The following is a 22,973-nucleotide window of genomic DNA, read 5'->3' on the forward strand; positions in this document are numbered from 1 at the left end:
TCTCCTTGCTTGAATGGGCGGTGCGGGGTGAGGGGAGTCCAGAGCGTGGTGTCGATGCCTCGGATCGCGGACGGGCCGGCGGCCGTGACCGGCGGCCCGGTCCTCCTCGACGGCCGGGAACTCACCGTCGCCGAGGTGGTGCGGCTCGCGGACGGGACCGCCCGCCCCGTCCCGGCGGACGAGGCGATGAAGCGGGCCACCCGCTCCTGGGACGCCGCCCGGCACATCGCCGCGACCGGACGCGTCTACGGACGCTCCACCGGGGTCGGCGCCAACCGCAACGAGGACGTGCCCACCGAGGCCGCCGCCGGACACGGGCTGCGCCTGCTGCGCAGTCACGCCGGCGGCATCGGCGAGGAACTCCCCGCCCGGCAGGTGAGGGCGATGCTCGCGGTACGCGCCAACCAGCTGCTCGCCGGCGGCGCCGGTCTGAGGCCCACGGTCGTCACCGCCCTGTGCGAGGCGCTGGAGAACGGGGCGCACCCGGTCGTCAACGAGTTCGGCTCGGTCGGCACCGGCGACCTCACCGCCCTCGCCCAGCTCGGCCTCGCGCTCGCCGGGGAACACCCCTGGCGCGGCACCGGCGCGCCCGCGCCGCAGCCGCTGGACAACAACGACGCCCTCGCCCTGATCAGCAGCAACGCCCTCACCCTCGGCCAGGCCGCCCTCGCCCTGCACGAACTGCGCGGGCTCGTCGCCGCCACCCAGGTCGTCGCCGCGCTCTCCCTGCTCGCCGTCGACGGCTCCCACGAGCCGTACGCCGCCCCCGTCCACGCCGCCCGCCCGCACCGCGGCTCCACCGAGGTGGCCCGCCGGATGCGGCAGCTGACAGGCGCCGCGGACCGCCCCGCACCCCCGCTCGGCCGGATCCAGGACCCCTACGGCTTCCGCTGCCTGCCCCAGATACACGGACCCGCGCTGGACGCGGCCGACGCCCTGGAGGCGGTGCTCGCGGTGGAGCTCAACGCCGCCGCCGAGAACCCCCTGATCGCCGTGGACGACCTGGCCGCCTACCACCACGGCGGCTTCTACCAGGCCCAGCTCGCCCTCGCCCTGGACCACTTCCGGCTCGCGGTGATCCAGGTGGCCCGGCTCTCCACCTCCCGGCTCTCCACCCTCAACGAACCCGCCTACACCCGGCTCAGGCCCTTCCTCGCCGACCAGGTGCCCGTCGCGTCCGGCGTGATGATCCTGGAGTACTCCGCCACGGCCGCCCTCGGTGACCTGCGGGCCTTCTCCGCGCCCGCCTCCCTCGGCCACGCTGTACTCTCCCGGGGCGTCGAGGAGCTGGCCAGCTTCGCCTCGCTCGCCGCCCGGCAGACCCTGCGCGCGTGCGGCGCGTACCGTCTCGTCGTCGGCTGCGAACTCGTCGCCGCCGTACGGGCGCTGCGCCAGCGCGATCTCAGGCCGGCCCCGGGGCTCCCGGTGGCGCGGGCGCTGGAGCTGGCCGAGGCGGTGCTCGACGAGGACCAGGCCGACCGGCCGCTCACACGGGACGTGACGGCGGCGGCGGGACTGCTCGACCGGTTCACGGAGATCTGGAGGGGGAACGGCGTATGAGCGCGGACGGCAACACGAGGGCCGCGGACACTCCCGCGGCGCGGCTGCAGGCGCTGTTCGAGGGGCACCGGCTGACCCCGACCCAGCGGCGCATCGCGCACAGCATGGTGCGCCGGGCCGCCGACGTGCCGTTCCTGTCCAGCGTCGAACTCGCCGAGCTGGCCGGGGTCAGCCAGCCCTCGGTGACCCGCTTCGCCGTCGCCCTCGGCTTCGACGGCTACCCCGCCCTGCGCCGGCACCTGCGCGAGGTCGCGCCCGTCGAACCGGCCGCCGCCACGGGCGCGTTCAACGAGTACCAGCAGGCCGTCGAGGCGGAGATCGAGAACCTGCGGCACCTCGCGGAGCTGCTCGCCGACCCGGGCCCGGTGCACCGGGCGGGCCGGCTGCTGGCCGCCTCCCGCCCGCTGCCGGTGCTCGGGCTGCGCGCGGCGGCCGCCCAGGCGCACGGGTTCGCCTACTTCGCCGCCAAGGTCCATCCGGACGTCCGGCTGCTCAACGAGGGCGGCACGATGGTCCACGACCGGATCGACGCCTGCGTCCGGGCCGGCGCCTCGGCCCTGCTCTGCTTCGCGCTGCCCCGGCACCCGCGCGAGGTCCTCGACACCCTCGCCCACGCGCGCGAGTCGGGGCTGGCCGTGGTGACGGTCGCCGACTCCGCCTTCGCGCCCGTCGCCAAGGTCTCCGACGTGCTGCTCCCGGCCGCCGTCGGCACCGGGCTCGCCTTCGACACCGCCTGCGCGCCCATGCTGCTGGGCCGGGTGCTGCTGGAGGCGATGTGCGACGACCTGCCGGACGCGCAGGCCCGCCTGGAGGAGTTCGACGCGCGGGCGGCGGCCCGGGGCCTGTTCGTGGAGTGAGCCTGATGGGGCGCGGTTCTCAGACGCGTCTCACACAGGTCCGCTAACCTCCCCGGCACGCGAAGTGCGGGACGACGAGGAGGCGGACGTGGCACGTGGAGGTCAGGGACTGGCTCGGGTGGCCGTCGTCGTACGGGCCGGGGCGGCGCCGATGGTGTGGCTCGGGCTGTGTGCGGCCGGGATCGGCGTACTGGTACCGGGGGTGACGGGGCGTCGGATCGGGGTGCTGGCGGGAGCGGCGCTGTTCCTCGTCACCGCGGCGGTGGTGGCGTACCGCGGACGGCGGCGCTACGGCGCCCTGCTGGACGGTGCGGCCCGCGCGGGCAAGCACGATGTGCTCCAGGACCGCGCGGTGACCGTGCGCGTCTGGCGCCGGGGACACCGCCGGTGGCTGCTGCTCGCGTTCCTGTGCGCCCTCGGCAGCGGGTTCGCGGTGCCCGCGACGGGCGGGATGCTGCTCGCCGGGGCGGGCGTCGGGCTGTGGCTGAAGTCCGCCTGGATCGGCCGCCGGGAACACGCCGCCGACACCCTGCTGTGGGTGCGGGTGGACTGGCTCACCCCGCGCGGCGGCCGCCCGGCCGGCAAGGCGGTGAAGGGCTTCCGCAGCACCGGCATCGCGGCGGGCGACGCGGCTCCGGGCGGAGCGCGCCGCCGCGCCGAGGCACTCGCCTAGAGGGCCTGCCGGGCCTCCAGGGGCTGTCGCCGGATTCCCGTCGGCCCGGCGGGCGGACGACGCGAATCCGACGACAGGCGCTGGCGACCCGGGATCAGACCTCCAGGTCCTGCTCGATCCTGCGGAGCTGGTGGCGGGCCATCGCCAGGTTGGCGCGCTTGGCGTCGAGCACCAGGTACATGAACAGGCCGTTGCCGCTGCGCCCGCTGAGCAGGCGGATGAGGTGGAACTGGTCGGACAGGGTGATCAGGATGTCCTCGATCTCGGCCTTGAGGCCGAGGTGTTCCATGGTGCGCATCTTGGCGCGCACCACATCGGTATTGCCCGCGGCGGCCACGTTCAGGTCGAAGCTCTTGCTGCCGCCCATGGTGCCCAGTGCCATGCCGGTGGTGTAGTCGACGAGCGCGACGCCGGTCGCGCCCTCGATCGAGGTCAGCGCTTCTTTGAGCGAGGTCTCGGTGTTGGCCATGATGGAACTTCCTCTCAACTCTCCGTGGTGGTGCGTGGATGGGTGGGTGCGGTGCGCCGTTCACGCAGGGCCTTCGCCCGGGCGGCCGGCACTCTCGCGGGTGTGCGGGTCTTGGGTTCGGGTGCCGCCTCGTCGACCAGCTCCCCGATCCGGGTCGCCGCGCGGCGGCCCTCCAGATGGAGCCGGCCCACGCTGACGTCGTCCCCGGCGAGCAGGGTGAGCACGGCGCCCTGGCCCGCCGCGTACGTGGCCACATAGCCGTCCCGGCCGCGGACGAGCAGTTCGCGCAGTTCTCCGCTGCCGGTCACGTCGCTCAGCCGTACGGCCACGCCGAGGGCGGCGGCGGTCAGCGCGGCCACGCCCTCCGGTTCCACACCGGGGGTGTCCTCGGCGACGACGAGGCCGTCGACGCTGGCCGCGAGGGAGCCGGTCAGCTGCGGGATGCGGGCTCTGAGCCGGTGGAGTTCGTCGAGTATCGGCGCCTCGGCGGCCATCAGGTTTCTCCTCTGTCGGTCAAAGGGCCTCCAGCGCATCCCGGACTCTCTTCAGCAGGGCGACGTCGGGGTCGTCGGGAGCCAGCCGCTCGGCGGGCGCCGGGCGGGGGCGGGTGGGGAGCCTCGGCAGCCCGGCGGCCGGGTCCGGTGCCGGCCGCCCGGGACGCGGGGCGAGGACACCGGCCGCCGCCAGCCGCCGTATGTCCACCAGGGTGTGGAACGCCGGGCGGCCCAGCACCCGCGCTATGTCGGTCGCCGTGCGTGCCCCGTCCAGCAGTGCCACGACCGCCCGCTGACGGGTCGTGAGCGTCGGCAGCGCGGGCTGCGGCTCGGCGCGGGTGAGCGGCGCGCTGTCGGTGCCGGGGTCGGGCCAGATGCGTTGCAGCAGGTCGCGGCGGCGCAGCGTCTCGCGCTCCACGGCGGCCACCGGCACCGGGTGCACGGGCCCCAGCCAGTGCCCGGTGCCGTAGCGGAAGCGGCCCGGGGTGCTGCTCGGCGCGAGCGCGAAGTAGGCGGCGTCGTACAGGGCGCCCAGGTGGCACAGCTCCAGCGTGCCGGGGCTGAGCCGGCCGCTGTCGACCAGCAGCCGGGCCGCGCCGTGCCGTTCGTCGGCGCGGGCCACGGCGTCCTGCCAGGCGGCGCTGGAGAGGGTGCCGTGCGTGGTCAGCAGGACGTCCAGGCCGGGAGCGGCCGGGCTCTCGGCGTGCACCACCCGGCCCTCGGCCAGGTACAGCGTCCCCTGTTCGCGCAGCAGGACCCCGGTGGCCCGCTCGGCGGCGAGCCGGCTCAGCATCGGCGACAGCCCGCGCAGCGGGGTCCGCTCGGCCGCGGTGCTCCGGTCCCGTACCGGCAGCCGGGGCGGTGGCAGGGCGGCCGAGGCAGCGCGCAGTGTGGTCATCCCAGCACCAGCCGTCCGGCCAGTTCACCGAGGCGTATCCGGGCCAGCGCCAGGTTGCCCTCCTCGCGGCCGAGCCACAGGTGCAGGAACACGCTGCTGTCGAACGAGGTCCACACGAAGCGCAGGACGTGGTAGCTGTCCCGGTTGCTGAGGATCAGGTCCTCGACGGGCGGGTCCGTCTCCTCGCCGGGGGTCTCGGGGGCGGCGCCGTCGGCGGGGGCGAACGCCCGGTGCTCGGCGGCCAGCCGGGCCAGCTCCGCCGCCTCCGCCGCGCTGGCCTCCGGGTCGCCGCCCGGGGATTCGCCGACCGTGCCCAGGGCAAGCCCGCTGGTCCAGTCGACCAGTGCGGCGCCCCTGGCTCCGGGCAGCTGCATGGCCTCCAGCAGACACTCGTCGATTCCGGGCACGCTGCTTCCCCTCCCGCCTGCGGTTCGGCTGAGTGACAGCGAAACTACGCAACGTGTGGGCGGCGGGTGAGGGATCTGGCATTTTCCGGTGGAACATGCTGCGGATGACTAAGGTGGGTCGACTGACCCCGTTCACGGACCCGTCGACCGACCTGTTTCACGAACCAGTTGACCGGCCTGTTTCACGAACCAGTCGACCGGCTTGTTTCACGGACCAGTTGAACCGCGGCGCCCCCGGAGTGCGTCAAGGGCGGCCGGGTGCGCGGAGCGTGGTCAGGGCGGTGGGGTGCGCCCCGCCGGACTCGGCCACGATCTCCGCGAGGCCCTGCCGCTCCCGCACGGTCGCGAACGCGACACCTCCGCGCCCGTCCGGCGCGAAGCCGTAGACACCGGGCCGGGCCAGGGAGTTGTACGCGTAGTGGTGGGCGAAGTAGTACGCGCCCGTGTCCAGCGCCGCCACCAGGTCCCCCGGCTCCAGCGGCGGCAGCGCCCGCGCCTCGGCCAGCAGGTCGCCCGCGAAGCAGGCGGGCCCGGCCACGTCCTGCACCACCTCGGCCCCCGCCTTGGGCCGGCCCTTGGCGTCGTAGGCGGCGATCCGCAGCGGCCAGGACGCCGGCGCGTACACCGTCCGGGTCGCCACCTGGACGCCCGCGTGCGTCACCGCGACCGGCCGCCCGCCCGCGCTCTTGGTGTACTCCACCCGGGCCAGGATCGTGCCGTGCTCGGCCAGCAGCGACCGGCCGAACTCGGTCACCAGCCCGTACCGCCCGTCGAACAGCCCCGGTACCGCCTCGCTCAGCAACCGGGCGTACTGCGCGTACGTCGGGGTGGTGACGTCGGAGGAGAAGTTCACCGGCAGACCGCCGCCGATGTCGAGGGTGTCGATCTGCCGGCGCCCGGCCCGGCCGTTGATCTCCTCCGCGAGCGCGTACGCCTCCGCCACCCCCCGGGCCATCAGGGACAGCGGGACGCCCTGCGAGCCGGTGTGGGTGTGCAGCCGGGTCAGCCACGGCCGGTCCAGGTACGCCCGCACCACCCACTCCCGCGTGCCCTCGTCGCGCAGCGCCACCCCGAACTTCGAGGTCGCGGTCGCCGTCGACAGTGCCTCGATGGCACCCGCGCCCACCTGCGGATTGATCCGTATCCCGAGCGGGGAGCGGCTCGGGGCCGACCTCATCAGCGCGTCGATGCGCGCCAGTTCCTGCGGGTTGTCGGCGTTGACGGCGATGCCCAGCGCCAGTGCCCGGCGCAGCTCGGCGGGCGTCTTCGCGGGCGAGTCCAGCACCGTCCGCTCCGGGGGCAGCCCCGCGGCGCGGGCCAGCTCCAGCTCGCCCGGGCTCGCCACCTCCGCCCCGATCCCCGACTCGTGCAGCAGCCGCAGCACCGGCACCAGCGGGGTCGCCTTCACGGCGAAGGCGTGCAGCACCGGGGTGCCCGGCGCGGTGACCGCGTCGAACGCCGCCCGCAGCCGCGCGGCCGACTCCCGGATACCGGTGACGTCCAGCAGGCCCACGACGGGGGAGTCCGGGCCCAGCAGCCCCCGCTCCACGGCGGCCCGCACCGCCTCGTCCCGGCGGACCGCCCGCTCGCCGCCGTCCGTCCGCCCGTCCTTCGCACCGTTCATCGCCGCCCCCGTCGTGACGTTCCCCGAGACCACGTATCCAGACAAACATCCGAGGCGCGCCCGCGCTGGCGCACCCCTGTATTGACTAGCTCTATTCAGGGCGTCAGGATGTGAATAACGGCAGTACTTTCCGCGAGGAGGCAGACCATGTCAGGACCCCGCCCCGTACGAGCGCCGCGCGGTACGGAACTGAGCGCCCTGGGATGGCAGCAGGAGGCCGCCCTGCGGATGCTCCAGAACAACCTCGACCCCGAGGTCGCCGAACACCCCGACAAGCTCGTCGTCTACGGCGGCACCGGCAAGGCGGCCCGCGACTGGCGCTCCTTCGACGCCATGGTCCGCACGCTGAAGGGGCTGAAGCAGGACGAGACCATGCTCGTCCAGTCCGGCCGCCCGGTCGGCGTGATGCAGACCCACGAGTGGGCGCCGCGCGTCCTGATCGCCAACTCCAACCTGGTCGGCGACTGGGCCAACTGGGAGGAGTTCCGCCGCCTGGAGGCCCTCGGCCTGACCATGTACGGCCAGATGACCGCCGGTTCCTGGATCTACATCGGCACCCAGGGCATCCTCCAGGGCACCTACGAGACCTTCGCCGCCGTCGCCGCGAAGAAGTTCGGCGGCACCCTCGCCGGGACGATCACCCTCACCGCCGGCCTCGGCGGCATGGGCGGCGCCCAGCCCCTCGCGGTCACCATGAACGACGGTGTCGCGATCTGCATCGACTGCGACCCGCGCGCCATCGAACGGCGCATCGAGCACCGCTACCTCGATGTGAGGGCCGACTCCCTGGAGCACGCCCTCCAACTCGCCGTCGAGGCCCGCGACGCCCGCCGCCCGCTCTCCATCGGCCTGCTCGGCAACGCGGCGGAGCTGTTGCCGAGGATGCTCGCCGAGGGCGCCCCGGTCGACATCGTCACCGACCAGACCTCGGCCCACGACCCGCTGGCCTACCTGCCCGCCGGTGTCGACTTCGACGACATGGCCGACGCCGCGGCGAAGGACCCGGCCGGGTTCACCACCCGCGCGCGGGAGTCCATGGCGCGGCACGTCGAGGCGATGGTCGGCTTCATGGACGCCGGCGCCGAGGTCTTCGACTACGGCAACTCCATCCGCGGCGAGGCGCGACTGGCGGGCTACGACCGGGCGTTCGCCTTCCCCGGCTTCGTCCCCGCCTACATCCGTCCGCTGTTCTGCGAGGGCAAGGGCCCCTTCCGGTGGGCGGCGCTCTCCGGTGACCCGGCGGACATCGCCAAGACCGACCGGGCGATGCTGGAGCTGTTCCCGGAGAACGAGTCCCTCGCGCGCTGGATCAGGATGGCCGGGGAGCGCGTCCACTTCCAGGGGCTGCCCGCGCGGATCTGCTGGCTCGGCTACGGCGAGCGGGACAGGGCCGGTGAGCGGTTCAACGACATGGTCGCCAGCGGTGAGCTGGCCGCGCCGCTCGCCATCGGGCGCGACCACCTCGACTGCGGGTCGGTGGCCTCGCCGTACCGCGAGACCGAGGCCATGCTCGACGGGTCCGACGCGATCGCCGACTGGCCGCTGCTGAACGCCATGGTCAACGTGGCTTCGGGCGCGTCGTGGGTCTCCCTCCACCATGGCGGTGGGGTCGGGATGGGGCGGTCCATCCATGCCGGGCAGGTCACGGTGGCGGACGGCACGGCGCTGGCCGGGGAGAAGATCCGGCGGGTCCTCACCAACGATCCCGGCATGGGGGTCATCCGGCATGTGGACGCGGGGTACGACATCGCGGAGTCCGTGGCGGGCGACAAGGGTGTGCGGGTGCCGATGCGTGAGGGTGACGACGCGTGACGGAGGGCGGCGACTCCTCGGTGGGGGCGGGCGCCTCGTCGCCGGCCGCTGGTCCGGCTGCCGGCGACTCTTCGGTGGGGGCGGGTGCCTCGTCGCCGGGCGCGGGTCCGGCTGTGCCCACCCGTTCCGCCCTGCGGAACGACTGCCCACAGCCTGGGGGACTGCAGCCCGGCCGTCCGCAGCCCGGCGGTCCGCAGCCTGGGGGACCGCAGCCCGGGTCGGGTGGGAGCTCCTTTCACGGTATGTGGCGGGAGCTGCTGGCCGTGGGGCGGCATGCCGGGTCCGGTGGGTACCGGCGTTATGCCTGGACCGGGGCCGATGTCGACTGTCGGGCCTGGTTCCGGGGGGAGGCCGAGGCGCGGGGGCTGGTGTACGAGGTCGACCGGAACGGGAACCAGTGGGCCTGGCTCGGGGATCCCGGTGCCGAGGACGCCGTGGTCACCGGGTCGCATCTGGACTCCGTGCCCGACGGGGGCGCCTTCGACGGGCCCCTGGGCGTCGTGTCCTCCTTCGCCGCGCTCGACGAACTGCGCTCCCGGGGAGCCGAGTTCGGCAAGCCCCTCGCCATCGTCAACTTCGGTGACGAGGAGGGCGCCCGGTTCGGGCTCGCCTGCGTCGGGTCCCGGCTGGCCGCCGGGCAGCTCACCGTGGACGCCGCCCACCGGCTGACCGACGGCAACGGCGTCACCCTCCCGCAGGCCATGGAGGCCGCCGGCTACGACCCCGAGGCCATCGGGCCGGACCCCGAGCGGCTCTCCCGGATCGGCGCGTTCGTCGAACTCCATGTCGAGCAAGGACGGGCGCTGGACCTGAGCGGCGACCGGGTCGGCATCGCCAGCGCCATCTGGCCGCACGGCCGGTGGCGGTTCGACTTCCGGGGCGAGGCCAACCACGCCGGGACCACCCGGCTCGTGGACCGGCGCGACCCCATGCTGTCGTACGCCGAGACCGTGCTCGCCGCCCGCCGGGAGGCGGAACTCGCCGGTGCCGTGGCCACCTTCGGCAAGATCTCCGTGGAGCCGAACGGCGTCAACGCCATCCCCTCCCTGGTGCGCGGCTGGCTCGACTCCCGCGCCCAGGACCAGGCGAGCCTCGACCAGGTGGTCGGCGGCATCGAGAGGGCGGCCCACGAGTACGCGGAGGCCCACGGCATCGCCCTCGACATCGTCCGGGAGTCCTTCACCCCCGTCGTCGAGTTCGACCACGCCCTGCGCGACGAACTGGCCCGCATCCTCGGCAAGGACACCGGTCTGACGGTGCCCGTCCTCGGCACCGGCGCGGGACACGACGCCGGAATCCTGTCCGGGACGATCCCGACCGCCATGCTGTTCGTGCGCAACCCCACCGGTGTCTCGCACTCCCCGGCCGAGTTCGCCGCCGAGGACGACTGCGTCGCCGGAGTGCTGGCACTCGCCGACGTACTGGAAGGACTGGCCTGCCCGTGACCCGGACCTACTGGCTGGAGCAGGCCTGGCTCGGCACCCATGTCGAGCCCGATACGGCCGTGGACGTACTCGACGGCCGTATCACCGCCGTCCGCACCGGCACCCCGGCGCCGCCCCCCGGCGCCGAGGTCCTCCGCGGACTCACCCTCCCCGGGCTCGCCAACGCCCACTCGCACGCCTTCCACCGCGCCCTGCGCGGCACCGTCCAGGTCGGCTCCGGCACCTTCTGGACCTGGCGCGAGGTCATGTACGCGACCGCCGGACGGCTCACCCCGGACAGCTACCACGCCCTCGCCCGGGCCGTGTACGCCGAGATGGCGCTCGCCGGGATCACGGCAGTGGGCGAGTTCCACTACCTCCACCACGCCCCCGGCGGCACCCCCTACGCCGACCCCAACGCGATGGGCGAGGCGCTCATCGCGGCCGCCGCCGACGCCGGTATCCGCATCACCCTCCTCGACACCGCCTACCTCTCCGCCGGCTTCGGACAGCCGCCCAACAGCCACCAGCTCCGCTTCTCCGACGGCAGCGCGGACGCCTGGGCCGAACGCTGTTCAGTTCTCAAGGAACGGGATCACGCACGGATCGGAGCGGCGATCCACTCCGTACGGGCCGTGCCCGCCGACCAGTTGGAGACCGTGGCCTGCTGGGCCGAGGAGCGGCGGGCCCCGCTCCATGTGCACCTGTCGGAGCAGACCGCCGAGAACGAGGCGTGCCTGGAGGTCCACGGCTGCACCCCCACCCAGCTCCTGGCCCTCCACGGCGTCCTCGGGCCGCGCACCACCGGCGTCCACAACACCCACCTCACCGCCGAGGACGTCTCCCTGATCGGCGGCACCGGCACCGGCACCTGCATGTGCCCGACCACCGAGCGGGACCTCGCGGACGGCATCGGTCCGGCCGTCGCCCTGCAGAACGAGGGCTCCCCGCTCTCCCTCGGCTCCGACAGCCACGCCGTCATCGACCTGCTGGAGGAGGCGCGCGCGATGGAGCTGAACGAGCGCCTGCGCACCCGCACCCGCGGTCACTGGACGGCGGCGGCCCTCCTGCGGGCGGCCTCGGCCGACGGCCACGCGGCCCTCGGCTGGGACGACCTGGGCACCCTGGAGACGGGCGCCCGCGCCGACTTCACGACGATCGCGCTGGACTCGGTCAGAACGGCGGGGCCGCTGCCGCGGCTCGGCGCCGAGACGGCCGTATTCGCGGCGACCGCGGCCGACGTACGGCACACGGTCGTCGCGGGCCGGCACATCGTGCGCGACGGGGCCCACACGCTCGTCCCCGATGTGCCGCGAGCCCTGTCGCGGGCAGTCGAAGCCCTCCGCGCCTGACGACCACCCACGAGGACGCCATGAGCAGCACAGCCATCACCAACATCGCCGCACTCGTCACCAACGACCCCTCCCTCGGCGACCGTTCCCCTCTCGGTCTGATCCAGGACGCGGCCGTCGTCGTCGACGGCGACCACGTCGTGTGGACCGGTGAGTCAAGCAAAGCACCCGCCACCGACAACCGGGTCGACGCCGGGGGCCGGGCCGTCCTGCCGGGGTTCGTGGACTCCCACTCCCACCTGGTCTTCGCCGGCGACCGGACGCAGGAGTTCAACGCCCGGATGTCGGGCCGCTCCTACAGCGCGGGCGGCATCCGCACCACGGTCGCGGCGACCCGGGCGGCCACGGACGCCGAGCTGGAGGCCAACCTCACCCGCTACCTCGCCGAGGCCCTGCGCCAGGGCACCACCACCTTCGAGACCAAGTCCGGCTACGGCCTGACCACCGAGGACGAGGCCCGCGCCCTGCGCATCGCCGCCGCCCACACCGACGAGGTCACCTACCTCGGCGCCCACATCGTCTCCCCGGACTACGCCGACGACCCGGCCGCCTATGTCGCCCTGGTCACCGGCGAGATGCTCGACGCCTGCGCGCCGCACGCCCGCTGGATCGACGTGTTCTGCGAGAAGGGCGCCTTCGACGGCGACCAGGCCCGCGCCGTCCTCACCGCGGGAAGGGCCAAGGGGCTGCACCCCCGGGTCCACGCCAACCAGCTCTCCCACGGCCCCGGTGTCCAGCTCGCCGTCGAGCTCGACGCGGCCAGCGCCGACCACTGCACCCACCTCACGGACGCCGACGTCGACGCGCTGGCTTCCGGGAACACCGTCGCGACGCTGCTGCCCGGCGCCGAGTTCTCCACCCGCGCCCAGTGGCCCGACGCCCGCAGGCTCCTCGACGCGGGCGTCACCGTCGCCCTGTCCACCGACTGCAACCCGGGCTCGTCCTTCACCTCGTCCGTGCCGTTCTGCATCGCGCTCGCGGTCCGCGACATGGGGATGACCCCGGACGAGGCGGTCTGGTCGGCCACCGCGGGCGGCGCGGCGGCCCTGCGCCGCACGGACGTCGGCCGCATCGCCCCGGGCGCCCGCGCGGACCTGGTCCTGCTCGACGCGCCGAGCCATGTGCACCTGGCCTACCGGCCGGGCGTGCCCCTGGTCAGCGCGGTGTGGCGCAAGGGCGTACGCGAGCTCTGACCACCGGGTTCCCGCCCGCCCCGCCCGCTCCCCGCGCCCGGCCCGCTCACCCCGCCCGCCACCGCTGCCCCGCCTCCCCGCTCTCCTGCACCAGCGCCACCGTGTCGCCGCCGGCCGGTGTCACCGCGTGGCCGGGGGAGATGCCCGGGCGGATGACCCCGCGCGAGTCGACCGCGAACCGCAGGTTCCGGCCGTTGTCGCCGTCCACCGAGTCGCACTCCCAGATACCGACGCCGCGCTCCACCGAACCCCGGCTGTCCAGGCAGAAGTCGGGATCGGCGGACGACTGCACGACCCCGCGCCCGGAGTCGACCCGCCACACCTGCGTGGGCGAGGAGGTGCAGGGTGCCGTGACGACGTCCGTGCCCTTGGAGAAGTCGCCGTCGCGGACGTCCAGGCACAGCCCGCTGGCGACGTTGACCACATGCGCGTACGCGGCACCGGGCGGCCGGTGCGCGGGGGTCGGGGTCGGGCTCGGTGCCCTGGTGGGGGCGGCCGAACTCCTGGTCGGGGAAGGGGAAGGGGAAGGTGACGTGGAGGCCCTGGAGGGAGAGGGCGACGGAGTCGCCGACACCGTGGCGGTGACGGTCACCGGCGGCGGGCCCACCGGGCCGCCCGACGAGACCACCGGTTCCTGGGCCTGGCCCGAGGGGCCGGACGGGTCCGGCAGGAAGAACAGCAGCGGCGCCAGCGCCACCCCGAGCGCCGCCGACATCAGCGCGAAGCGCCGGGACAGCGGCCGGCCCGAGGGACGGGGCTCCGCCGCCGCGGGCGCCGGCTCGTCCCTGACGTAGGCCGTCCCCGCCCAGGGCAGCAGGCCCTCGCCGAGCGTCCCGCGCGGGTCGTCGCGCAGTGCCGACAGCTCCTCGTGGGCGGCCGTGCAGGTTCCGCAGCGCGCCATGTGGGTGTCCAGATCGGCGCTGGCACGCGGACCGTCCGGCCGTACCGACTCCTCGATCAGCCGCTGGAAGTCACGGCAGTCGGGGTCGGGGGAGGCGGCCAGGCGGGCGCGCAGACAGGCACGGCCCAGGCGCTGGAGCGCGGCACCCGTGTCGCGGGGCACGTCCTCGGCGGTGATGCCGAGGAGGGCGGCGGTACGGGCGTCCGGTTCGCGCTCCACGACGGCGTACCAGAGCACGCCCTGCTCGCGGGCGGTCAGCGACCGGAACGCGCCCAGCATGGGCGGCACCGGACCGGACCGCTCCGCCGTGCTGAGCACCAGCAGCAGCCCGGGGTCGAGGCCGGCCGCCCGCCCGTCGGCGGCCCAGGAGGCGGCCAGCCGCCCGGTGAGCAGCAGCAGCCGGTGCCGCCAGGGTCCGCCGGGGTCGATGCCTCGCGAGGTCTCGCGGGCCGCGAGGGTGAACACCTGCCCGGCCAGCTGCCGTGCCACGGTGTCACCCGTGGCGCAGAGTCGGGCGTACACCAGCACGGCGGGCCGGTGACGGGCGCGCAACTCCTGGAGCGCCGTGTACGCGGTGGCCGAGTCGCCCCGCAACAGCTCCGTCAGCCGTGCGTCACTCTCGTCGGCCCACGTCATGCACTCGCCTCCTCGCAACCCGCGCCTACCGGCGGGTATGAGGGCACATGGTGAGGGACGGGGAGCCCCCGGGGAAAGAGTTTCCGCCGGTAACTCGCGGCGTGGGCGCGGAAAAGCCGGGCGGCCCGGTCCCCAGGGGGTCCGGGCCGCTCAACAGGTCTTACGGGTGCCGCGCGTCGCGGAGGTTCGCGCGGGGTGCCGTCACTCCTCGACGGTCAGCCCCTTGCGCAGCTTCACCAGGGTGCGGGACAACAGGCGCGAGACGTGCATCTGGGAGATGCCCAGTTCCTCGCCGATCTCCGACTGGGTCATGCCCGCGACGAACCGCAACGACAGGATCGTGCGGTCCCGGGACGCGAGTTGGGCGATGAGCGGCTTCAACGACTCGACGTACTCGATGCCTTCGAGTCCGTGGTCCTCGTAGCCGATCCGGTCGGCGAGCGCGCCCTCGGCGTCGTCCTCGTCCGGCTGGGCGTCCAGCGATGAGGCGGTGTAGGCGTTCGAGGCCGCCATGCCTTCGACGACCTCTTCGTTGGTCAGCCCGAGGCGTTCGGCGAGCTCGGCCACCGTCGGGGCGCGGTCGAGCTGCTGGGCGAGTTCGTCGCCCGCCTTGGCCAGGTCGAGCCTGAGTTCCTGGAGCCGGCGCGGTACGCGTACGGACCAGGAGGTGTCCCGGAAGAAACGCTTGATCTCGCCCATGATGGTGGGCATCGCGAAGGTGGGGAACTCGACTCCGCGGCTGAGTTCGAAGCGGTCGATCGCCTTGATCAGGCCGATCGTGCCGACCTGGATGATGTCCTCCATGGGCTCGCTGCGCGAGCGGAACCGGGAGGCGGCGAACTTGACCAGCGCGAGGTTGAGTTCGACGAGCGTGTTGCGGACGTAGGCGTACTCGTGGGTCCCTTCCTCCAGCGACTGGAGCCGCGCGAAGAGGGTCTTGGACAGGGCCCTTGCGTCCACCGGTCCCACCTCGTCGTACGGGGGGATGTCCGGCAGACCGGCGAGTACGTCGTCCTGCTCGATGGGATCCAGCTGTTCCGGGGCAGATGTCGACGTCGCCTCGTGGGTATGCGGTGCGTCGATCCGGGGTGACATGATGTCCTCCATCGTTCTCGGCATATGGCTGCCGAAGCCTGTGCGTGCACTGCGGTGTGCGGCGCCTCCAAAGCCGGCCGTGTCGGTTTACGTGTCTCTACTAGCCCTACCCGCTTTCCCGAACCCATCGCAAGTGCTTTCTGTGGTGAAATGTCCGTTTCTGGGTAGTTGTTCGGGTGTCGGAGACTGTGGAGAAGGCGTAATGTTCGAGGGCGTCAGTCACAGTCGCGACGTCAGGAGTGAGAGACGGCATGGACCGCGGGACAGTCGGCAGTGCACAGTCCGGCCGACTTCTGGTGGAGGTGCGGGAAGAGGGCTCCAGCGCCGTCGTGATCCCGGTGGGTGAGTTGGATCACCACACCGCCGATCTGCTGCGCGAGCCCCTCGACGACTGCCTCGGCAAGGGTTTCAGTCGGCTGGTCGTCGACTGCGCACGGCTGGACTTCTGCGACTCCACGGGGCTCAACGTGCTGCTCGGCGCCCGCCTGAAGGCGGAGGCGGCCGGTGGCGGGGTGCACCTCGCGGCGATGCAGCCCGTCGTCGCGCGGGTCTTCGAGATCACCGGGGCGGAGGCGGTTTTCACCGTCCACGACAGCCTCGCGGCCGCCCTGGCCGACGAGGCCGACTGAGCCGGGCCGCGGCCCTGTGCGCCGCATCCGTCGCCCCTGGTGGAACGTCACTCTCCGGACGTCACGTGATTCGTGCCGAATCCGGGGGTGTTCCGCCGGTCCGCCCGGGCAGGAGACATCCTGAACGGGTCGCCGTCGCGGCGGCGGGAAATCCGACCGGATCTGAGTACTGACTTCTTCAATCGTGAACTGGTGAATCGGTGAGGTGAAGCGCTGATGAGCACCACCCGGCCCTACTCGCCGGGCGACCGCGGCCCCGAGCCCAGCGGCGCTTCCGGGGTGTCCGGCGAGGGTTCGGCCGTGCCGTCCGAGCAGTCGGCGGGCGGACAGATCCGCATCCTGAACCTCGACGGCGAGAGCGGCGTCGTGCCGCTCGCCCGCGACTTCACCCGGCAGGCCCTGTACGCCTGGGGCTGGCTGCCGGCCGCCACCGCCGACCGGCGGGCCGCGGCCGAGGACGTGCTGCTCGTCGTCTCGGAGCTGGTCACCAACGCCTGTCTGCACGCGGAAGGGCCGGACCGGCTCCGCATCACCTGCGACAACAAGGTGATCCGCCTGGAGGTCTCCGACCGCGGCGCGGGCCAGCCCGCACCGCGCACCCCGCACCGCGCGGGCCGCCCCGGTGGCCACGGCATGTTCATCGTGCAGCGGCTCTGCCTGGACTGGGGCGTCGTACGGACCCCCGGGGTCACCGGCAAGACCGTCTGGGCCGAACTCGGCGCTCCCGCCTGATCCCTCCGCCCGCCGGGTGCCCGGAGGTTACTCCGGGTCACCCCCTGGTCGTCGCCTCCACGCGAACCCTCTTCCACGCACGCCGGATCGTCACAACTCCGGCGTGCGCCGTGTCTTCCCTCCTCTGCGCCCCGGGCGTACCTTGACGGCCCGATCTGATGTGCCGTCAGGAATCGAGAGGGAGCGGAACCGTGTCGTACCGGAATCGAACCGCCGCGCTCGCGTCCGTCGCGGCCCTGGCCGGCTCGGCGGTGCTCATGGCCGCCCCCGCCGCCCGTGCCGAGGTCGTCGACGTCAACTACCAGTGCAAGACGCCGATCGGTGACAAGAGCGCCGTCTCGCCCATCGACATCAAGGGCGTCAAGAGCGGCGGCGGCTACAAGGTCACCATGTCCTGGCAGAAGGGCGTCTCCTCCAGCCCCGTCGAGCTGGGCAAGGGCGCGATGAGCCCCAGTGCCACGATCAGGCTGGGCGGCGCCGAGAGCGGCACGCTCACCGTGACCGGCCCGGCCAACCAGGAGGCGATCCCCGCCGACACCCCCATCAAGATCAACGACCTGACGGGGACCTGGACCCCGAAGAAGTCCGGCAAGGTCACCTTCACCCCCGGGGTGCTCACCATCAAGGCGCTCGGCACCACCACCACCTGCACCCCGTCCAACAACCCGGGCCCGGCGCTCACCCTCGACGTCGAGGGCGCCGGAGGCGGGGGAGGCGACCCGCAGAGCGGCTCCGGCTCCGGGGCGGACACCGGCTCCGAACTCCCGCAGACCGGACCCCTGGACTCCGCGGTCGCCCTCGGCACCCTCGGCGGCACCGTGCTCCTCACGGGCGCGGCGGGCGCGCTGTGGCTGACGCGACGCCACCGGCCGGTACGCCGCTGACGATCCCGCACCGCGCTTGGAGCCGCCGATGTCCCTGACCGCGCGTGTCCTGCCCCCCGCCCTGCTGCTCCTGCTGGCGGCCGCACCACCCGCGACCGCCACCGGCGCCGCCCGGCCCCACGCGTCGGCCGCCGACGGGGCCCGGGCCCACCTGTCGGCCGCCGCCGGGACATGGTTCCTTGCGCCGGTCGCGGACAGGAGGTGGTCCCTCGCGTCGGCCGCCGCCGGGACCCGGTCCCTCGCGTCGGCCGCCGACAGAACCCGAGCGCACGCGTCGGCCGCCGCCGGGACCTGGTCCCTCGCGCCGGCCGGCGGTGGGCGGCCCTCCTTCTACGCCGAGGGCGCGCCCGGGGCGGCCCTGACGGACACGGTGTCGGTGACCAACCGGGGCGCCCGCCCCGTCACCGTCCGCCTCACCGGCACCGGCGCGCGGATCGTCCTCGCCCGCTCCGAGGTCCGCGTCCCGGCCCGGACCCGCGCCGACGTCCCCTTCACCGTGACCGTCCCGGACACCGACCGCTCGGCGGGCATCACCGCCCGCGCCCAGGACGGCGGTTCGCAGCGGGTCGCCCTGCACCTGCGCGCCGACGTGCCCCGGCTGTCCGCGCTGACGGTCGAGCGGGTGCGGGTGCGCGGCGACCGCATCACGTACGAGATCGTCAACCGCGGCACCACCACCCTCGTCCCCCGCCTCGCCGTCCGCGCCGACGGCGTGTTCGGCACGGTTCTGGAGCGCCCCGCGCGCACCCTCGCCGCCGAACTCCCGCCGGGCCGGCGGCTGCGGCTCACCGAACCCTGGCCGGACCGCCCGTCCCTCGGCACCACCCGGGTCCGGCTGACGGTGACCGCCGGGGGCGGGGCCCACGACACGGCGTCGGCGTCGGCCCGGTCCGTGCCCTGGGGGCCGGTCGCGGGCGGCGCGGGAGCGCTGGCGGGCGTCACCCTCGCCGTACGGCGCCGGGGTCGCCGTGCCCGTCCCGCGGGCGAACCACCCCGTACGGACGCCGAGTCGACGGGAGCGGTGCGGTGAACGGACGGGTACGGACCTCGGCGCTCCTCGTGCTGCTGCTCCTCGCGCTGCTCCCGGCGCCCGCCGCCGCGGCCGACCCGCCCACCGTCACCCTCTCCAAGTCCCAGGCGGGCACCGGTGGTTCGATCACCGTCACCGGGGAGGGCTGGCGGCCCCGCGCGCTGCTGATGATCCTGGTGTGCGGCCAGTCGGTGCCCGCGACGGGCGTGACCGGCGGCACCGACTCCTGCGCCAACGCCGACGGCCGGGCCGTGACGGCCGACGCCGAGGGCCGGTTCCGCCGGAAGCTGCCGGTGGCCGAACCGCCGGTGCCCTGTCCGTGCGTGGTGCACGTCGCCACCGTGCAGGGCGCCCGGGCCGAGGCCGACGCGGTGTTCCAGGTGGCCGGACACGCCGTGGAACCGCTGCCCGCGGACGCCTCCGGAGGGCGGCTGTCCGTCCTCACCGACACCCGCCTCGACGGCTCCGGCGGGCTGCTCACCTGGTTCGGCGCCCCGCCCGCCCGGACCCTGGTCTTCACCGTCGGCAACATCGGCACCGCCGCGGTGAAGAACCCGGTGTTCCAAGTGGGCACCTCCCACGGGGTGTTCGCCCCCGAATGGCAGGAACAGCAGTGGCGCGGCACGGTCCGGCCCGGCGGGAAGGCGCGCATCGAGCTGCCGGTCGAGCTGGCGGCCGGCGCGCACGGCGACTACACCGTCTCGCTGAAGTACGGCGGCAAGGTGATGGCCGAGCAGCCCTGGGGCGTGGGCCGCCCCTGGGGCGTGACCCTGTTCTGGATCCTGGCCTGCCTGGTCGTCCCGGCCGCGCTGTTCCGCGCCGGGATGGCGGCCGTGGACCGGATCCGGCCCCGGCCGCGGACCCGCCGGCGCCCGCCGCGGCTGTCCGGGCTCGCCCTGCGCCTCCCCGGGCCGAGGCCCCGCCGGGAGGCCCGGCACTCGATCTCCCCGACCCTGCCGTGGTTCACCCCGGACGCCGATCCGGGGACGGCGGGCCGGCTCTCCGCACCGCACGACGACAGCCCGACGAGCCGGGCGACCCCCACCAGGAAGGGACCCACGTGAGGAAGCGAAGGAGAGCCGTGCCGGCCGTGGCTGCGGCGGCGGTGGTGCTGCTGGGCCTGGCCGCAGGTCCGGCCCGGGCCGCGGAGGTGAGTTACGCGACCAAGTGCGTGCCGCCGTCGATCTCGGGCCTGCCGCCGGTCCGGGGCACCACGAAGGTGGAGATCACCGCGCCCGCGACGGCGAAGGTGGGCGACGAGGTCGAGGTGGTGTGGACCTTCGTCCAGGCCGCCTCCAAGAACCCCGACCTCATCGACCTGCCCGCCGACTCGGTGCAGCCCACCGGCACGCTCAGGGCGGCCGGCGCGCAGACCGCGGACCTCGCGATGAGCGGACCGCGGGAGAACCCGGCCATCCCCAAGGGCGGCGCCATGGTGCTGTCCGCGATGAAGGGCACGCTGAAGCTGACGGCGCCGGGCGAGGTGACGCTGACACCGGACGCCTACGCCATCGACGTCATGTCGACGCAGACCAAGTGCACCCCCGAGGAGGCCGTGCAGCCGGCGGCGACGATCACGGTGGCCGCCGGGGACGGCAGCCCGTCGCAGCCGACACCCGACCCGACACCCGACCCGACGCCGAGCCCCTCGCCGAGCCCCTCGCCGTCCGCCTCCGAGAGCGGCGGCGGGCAGACCGACTTCACCGGCAAGGAGGTCCAGGTCGCCTACGCCTGCAAGACGCCCATCGGCGACAAGGACGCGACCTCGCCCGTGCAGATCGACGCGAGGAGGAACGGTGGCAGTTTCGACCTGACGGTGCAGTTCAAGAAGTCGGTGATGGACAGCCCCGCCGACATCCCGGCCGACTCGGTCAAGCCGTCCATGGAGGTGGCCCTCGGCGGCGCCGACACCGGCACCGTCCATGTGGAGGGGCCGACGAACGCCGAACCGATCAAGTCGGGCGACCCGATGGAGATCCCGGACCTCAAGGGCACCTACAGGCCGGGCGCCAGCGGTGAGTCGACGCTCTCCCCGGGCGTGCTGACCATCGAGGCCCTGGGCACCACGACGACCTGCACCCCTGAGAAGTCGCAGGTCTCCCTGACCCTCGACACGACCGAGCAGGAGGGCGGCGCGTCGGGCGGCGGCTCCACCGGCACGGCGGGCGGGGGCGGCACGGCGGGCGGCGGTACGGCCTCGGGCGGCGGGCTCGCGGAGACGGGCGCCGGGAGCGACGGGGCGCTGAAGGCGCTGGGCCTGGTCGCGGGGACGGCGGTGCTGCTCGGGGCGGCCGTCTTCACGTTCCTGCCGGGGCGCAGGGCACGCTGACGAACGGCGACGGGGCCGCCGCGACCCGGGAGGGTCGCGGCGGCCCCGCAACAGCCTGGAGCACGCGTCAGTTGACGCTGCCCATCAGCTCCTTGACCCGCTTGCGGTACATCCACACCGCCACACCGGCCGCCACGGCGAGCGTGGCCTCCAGGGCGACGACCCCGGTCTTGTTGAGGTCGACCCCGGCGATGGACAGCAGACCCGTGGTCGCGTCACCCGCGGTGACCGCCAGGAACCAGACACCCATCATCTGCGAGGCGTACTTCGCCGGCGCCATCTTCGTCGTCACCGACAGACCCACCGGGGACAGCAGCAGCTCACCGACGGTCTGGACGAAGTAGATCGCCACCAGCCACATCGCGGCCGCCTTGTGACCGCCTTCGGCGATCGACAGCGGGGCGAGGAAGAGGAAGAAGGACGCGCCGACCAGGACCAGGCCCGAGGCGAACTTCACGACCGTGCTGGGCTCCTTGCCGCGCCGGTTCAGCGCGAGCCAGAACCAGGCGAAGACCGGGGCCAGCGCCATGATCAGCACCGGGTTGACCGACTGGTACCAGGAGACCGGGAACTCCCAGCCGAGGACCGAGTTCTCGGCGGAGGCGTCGGCGAAGATCGACAGGGTCGAACCGCCCTGGTCGTAGATCATCCAGAAGACGGCCGCGGCGACGAAGAACCAGATGTACGCGGACATCGACTTCTGCTCGGTGCGGTCCAGGTCCTTGTCGCGCTTTATGCGGACCAGGACCATCGTCGGGATGATCACGCCGAGCAGGGTCAGCGGAACGAGGATCCAGTTCAGGGTGTAGTGGCCGGAGAAGCCGACGATCGCGTAGAAGACCACGGCGATTCCGGCCCAGATCGCGGCCTTGCGCAGGGTGGCGGACTTCTCGGCGGCGGACAGCGGCGTCGGGACGACGCTGGAGCGCGCGGCGAGGTTGCGGCTGCCGATCAGGAACTGGGCCAGGCCGAGCGCCATGCCGAGCGCGGCGAGGGCGAAGCCGAGGTGCCAGTTCACGTTCTCGCCGATGGTGCCGATGATCAGCGGAGCGGCGAAGGCACCCAGGTTGATGCCCATGTAGAACACGGTGAAGCCGCCGTCGCGGCGCGGGTCGTCCGGGCCGTCGTAGAGGTGGCCGACCATCGTGGAGATGTTGGCCTTCAGCAGACCCGAGCCGATCGCGACCAGGCCGAGCCCGGCGAAGAAGGTGCCCGAGGAGGGCAGGGCCAGCGTGAGGTGGCCGAGCATGATCACCGCGCCGGCGACCGCGACGGTCTTGCGCGGACCCCAGACCCGGTCGCCGAACCAGCCGCCGGGCATGGCGAGCAGGTAGACGAGCGACACGTAGACGGAGTAGATCGCCGTCGCCGTCGCCGCGTCGAGGTGGAGGCCACCCGGCGCCACGAGGTACAGCGGGAGCAGGGCCCTCATGCCGTAGTAGGAGAACCTCTCCCACATCTCGGTCATGAAGAGAGTGGCCAGTCCGCGGGGGTGGCCGAAGAAGGTCCTCTCGGAACCGGGGGTGCCCGGTCGGGCCGAGTCCTTCGTCAGGCTGGACGCCATGGTCGTTCCTTGCTGGTCGGGACGCGCTGCTGGAGCGTCGCGCGCCCGGTGGGGGGCGGCCGGCACCGGCGAGGTCGGCGCCCGTCCACCCCACGCCCAGGGGAGTCCGCTCCGGGTCACGGAGCGGCGGACGCCGACCACCGGGATCCACGCCCCACGCGCGACGGTGTGCGGTGGGGCCCGGCCACAGGTCATTCCTTTCGAAGGCCGGCGCGAACCGGCCCGCACGCGAAAGAGACCCTCAGCGTCGGATGTGTCGCCGAAGGCCTCGCGGTGCTACAGGCGTTGAATCACCATACGGCAGGACAGCGTCTGAAATGGAAGGACTTGAGACACGGATCACAGGTGTCACCGGAACCGCGCACGGCCTTTCGAAGGTCACCACAGGATTACACCTCCGGACCAATGGT

21 protein-coding genes are annotated in these 22,973 nt (G+C 73.7%); 13 read left to right on the forward strand and 8 right to left on the reverse strand.

All coding sequences use genetic code 11. The features are described from left to right. Nucleotides 1–54: 54 nt before the first annotated feature. The 3 genes from ABT296_RS17515 (at nucleotide 55) to ABT296_RS17525 (ending at nucleotide 3,090) form a co-directional block, all read left to right on the forward strand. Complete coding sequence (locus ABT296_RS17515; RefSeq protein ID WP_351928229.1) at nucleotides 55–1,560, forward strand: aromatic amino acid ammonia-lyase; 1,506 nt, start codon at nucleotides 55–57, stop codon at nucleotides 1,558–1,560. Next, nucleotides 1,557–2,417: a MurR/RpiR family transcriptional regulator gene (locus tag ABT296_RS17520; RefSeq protein ID WP_351928104.1), complete on the forward strand. Its 861-nt coding sequence runs from the start codon at nucleotides 1,557–1,559 to the stop codon at nucleotides 2,415–2,417. The genes ABT296_RS17515 and ABT296_RS17520 overlap by 4 nt, the downstream gene beginning before the upstream one ends. An 88-nt stretch (nucleotides 2,418–2,505) precedes the next feature. Beyond that, the gene (locus ABT296_RS17525; RefSeq protein WP_351928105.1) at nucleotides 2,506–3,090 is read left to right on the forward strand and encodes a hypothetical protein; all 585 of its coding nucleotides are present in this window, start codon (nucleotides 2,506–2,508) and stop codon (nucleotides 3,088–3,090) included. Between the two features lie 94 nt (nucleotides 3,091–3,184). On the opposite strand, the gene ABT296_RS17530 is transcribed toward ABT296_RS17525, so the two are convergent. From ABT296_RS17530 to ABT296_RS17550, 5 genes are all read right to left on the reverse strand, one after another. Beyond that, on the reverse strand, nucleotides 3,185–3,559 hold the full coding sequence (locus ABT296_RS17530) for a beta/alpha barrel domain-containing protein (protein WP_351928107.1): 375 nt from the start codon (nucleotides 3,557–3,559) through the stop codon (nucleotides 3,185–3,187). Nucleotides 3,560–3,573: 14 nt separating this feature from the next. Continuing rightward, entirely contained in the window at nucleotides 3,574–4,053 is a 480-nt protein-coding gene (locus ABT296_RS17535) for a roadblock/LC7 domain-containing protein (protein ID WP_351928109.1), read from the reverse strand. A 19-nt stretch (nucleotides 4,054–4,072) separates the two neighbouring features. Continuing rightward, nucleotides 4,073–4,951 (reverse strand): transcriptional regulator, encoded by an 879-nt coding sequence (locus ABT296_RS17540; protein WP_351928111.1) that lies wholly within the window; start codon nucleotides 4,949–4,951, stop codon nucleotides 4,073–4,075. Continuing rightward, nucleotides 4,948–5,358, reverse strand: a complete 411-nt coding sequence (locus ABT296_RS17545; RefSeq protein WP_351928113.1) for a hypothetical protein — start codon at nucleotides 5,356–5,358, stop codon at nucleotides 4,948–4,950. The genes ABT296_RS17540 and ABT296_RS17545 overlap by 4 nt, the downstream gene beginning before the upstream one ends. Before the next feature lie 244 nt (nucleotides 5,359–5,602). Then, on the reverse strand, nucleotides 5,603–6,982 hold the full coding sequence (locus tag ABT296_RS17550) for a type III PLP-dependent enzyme domain-containing protein (RefSeq protein WP_351928115.1): 1,380 nt from the start codon (nucleotides 6,980–6,982) through the stop codon (nucleotides 5,603–5,605). 147 nt (nucleotides 6,983–7,129) lie between these two features. Between ABT296_RS17550 and hutU the strand changes: the two genes are divergently transcribed. The 4 genes from hutU to hutI all read left to right on the forward strand — a co-directional run bounded on the left by hutU (nucleotide 7,130) and on the right by hutI (nucleotide 12,763). After that, nucleotides 7,130–8,794: a urocanate hydratase gene (hutU, locus tag ABT296_RS17555; protein WP_351928117.1), complete on the forward strand. Its 1,665-nt coding sequence runs from the start codon at nucleotides 7,130–7,132 to the stop codon at nucleotides 8,792–8,794. A 242-nt stretch (nucleotides 8,795–9,036) separates the two neighbouring features. Continuing rightward, nucleotides 9,037–10,239 (forward strand): allantoate amidohydrolase, encoded by a 1,203-nt coding sequence (locus ABT296_RS17560; protein WP_351928119.1) that lies wholly within the window; start codon nucleotides 9,037–9,039, stop codon nucleotides 10,237–10,239. Then, nucleotides 10,230–11,570 (forward strand): formimidoylglutamate deiminase, encoded by a 1,341-nt coding sequence (locus ABT296_RS17565; RefSeq protein ID WP_351928231.1) that lies wholly within the window; start codon nucleotides 10,230–10,232, stop codon nucleotides 11,568–11,570. Before ABT296_RS17560 ends, ABT296_RS17565 begins: the two co-directional genes overlap by 10 nt. 20 nt (nucleotides 11,571–11,590) lie before the next feature. Continuing rightward, nucleotides 11,591–12,763, forward strand: coding sequence for an imidazolonepropionase (gene hutI, locus ABT296_RS17570; protein ID WP_351928121.1), 1,173 nt, complete (start codon nucleotides 11,591–11,593; stop codon nucleotides 12,761–12,763). A gap of 46 nt (nucleotides 12,764–12,809) precedes the next feature. On the opposite strand, the gene ABT296_RS17575 is transcribed toward hutI, so the two are convergent. Both ABT296_RS17575 and ABT296_RS17580 read right to left on the reverse strand, forming a co-directional pair. Beyond that, on the reverse strand, nucleotides 12,810–14,300 hold the full coding sequence (locus ABT296_RS17575; protein ID WP_351928123.1) for a ricin-type beta-trefoil lectin domain protein: 1,491 nt from the start codon (nucleotides 14,298–14,300) through the stop codon (nucleotides 12,810–12,812). 201 nt (nucleotides 14,301–14,501) lie between these two features. After that, a complete protein-coding gene (locus tag ABT296_RS17580) occupies nucleotides 14,502–15,407 on the reverse strand; it encodes an RNA polymerase sigma factor SigF (RefSeq protein ID WP_351928125.1) in 906 nt (301 codons plus the stop codon). Nucleotides 15,408–15,646: 239 nt separating this feature from the next. Here ABT296_RS17580 and ABT296_RS17585 point away from each other — a divergent pair, with 239 nt between their 5' ends. From ABT296_RS17585 to ABT296_RS17610, 6 genes are all read left to right on the forward strand, one after another. After that, nucleotides 15,647–16,024 (forward strand): STAS domain-containing protein, encoded by a 378-nt coding sequence (locus tag ABT296_RS17585; RefSeq protein ID WP_351928127.1) that lies wholly within the window; start codon nucleotides 15,647–15,649, stop codon nucleotides 16,022–16,024. Between the two features lie 216 nt (nucleotides 16,025–16,240). Then, nucleotides 16,241–16,756 carry an ATP-binding protein gene (locus ABT296_RS17590; protein ID WP_351928132.1) on the forward strand — a complete coding sequence of 172 codons (516 nt, stop codon included), beginning with the start codon at nucleotides 16,241–16,243 and terminating at the stop codon, nucleotides 16,754–16,756. 191 nt (nucleotides 16,757–16,947) lie between these two features. Then, on the forward strand, nucleotides 16,948–17,640 hold the full coding sequence (locus ABT296_RS17595) for a peptidase (RefSeq protein ID WP_351928134.1): 693 nt from the start codon (nucleotides 16,948–16,950) through the stop codon (nucleotides 17,638–17,640). Between the two features lie 28 nt (nucleotides 17,641–17,668). Beyond that, on the forward strand, nucleotides 17,669–18,670 hold the full coding sequence (locus tag ABT296_RS17600; protein WP_351928136.1) for a hypothetical protein: 1,002 nt from the start codon (nucleotides 17,669–17,671) through the stop codon (nucleotides 18,668–18,670). Beyond that, on the forward strand, nucleotides 18,667–19,734 hold the full coding sequence (locus tag ABT296_RS17605) for a hypothetical protein (RefSeq protein ID WP_351928138.1): 1,068 nt from the start codon (nucleotides 18,667–18,669) through the stop codon (nucleotides 19,732–19,734). The genes ABT296_RS17600 and ABT296_RS17605 overlap by 4 nt, the downstream gene beginning before the upstream one ends. Before the next feature lie 26 nt (nucleotides 19,735–19,760). Next, nucleotides 19,761–20,999 carry a hypothetical protein gene (locus ABT296_RS17610; RefSeq protein WP_351928233.1) on the forward strand — a complete coding sequence of 413 codons (1,239 nt, stop codon included), beginning with the start codon at nucleotides 19,761–19,763 and terminating at the stop codon, nucleotides 20,997–20,999. A 67-nt stretch (nucleotides 21,000–21,066) separates the two neighbouring features. Here the strand turns inward: ABT296_RS17610 and ABT296_RS17615 are convergent, their stop codons facing one another. Then, on the reverse strand, nucleotides 21,067–22,563 hold the full coding sequence (locus tag ABT296_RS17615; protein WP_351928140.1) for an oligopeptide:H+ symporter: 1,497 nt from the start codon (nucleotides 22,561–22,563) through the stop codon (nucleotides 21,067–21,069). Between the last annotated feature and the right edge of the window lie 410 nt (nucleotides 22,564–22,973).

Origin of the sequence: Streptomyces sp. NPDC000983 (assembly GCF_040299205.1) — a bacterium.
Taxonomy (GTDB): domain Bacteria; phylum Actinomycetota; class Actinomycetes; order Streptomycetales; family Streptomycetaceae; genus Streptomyces.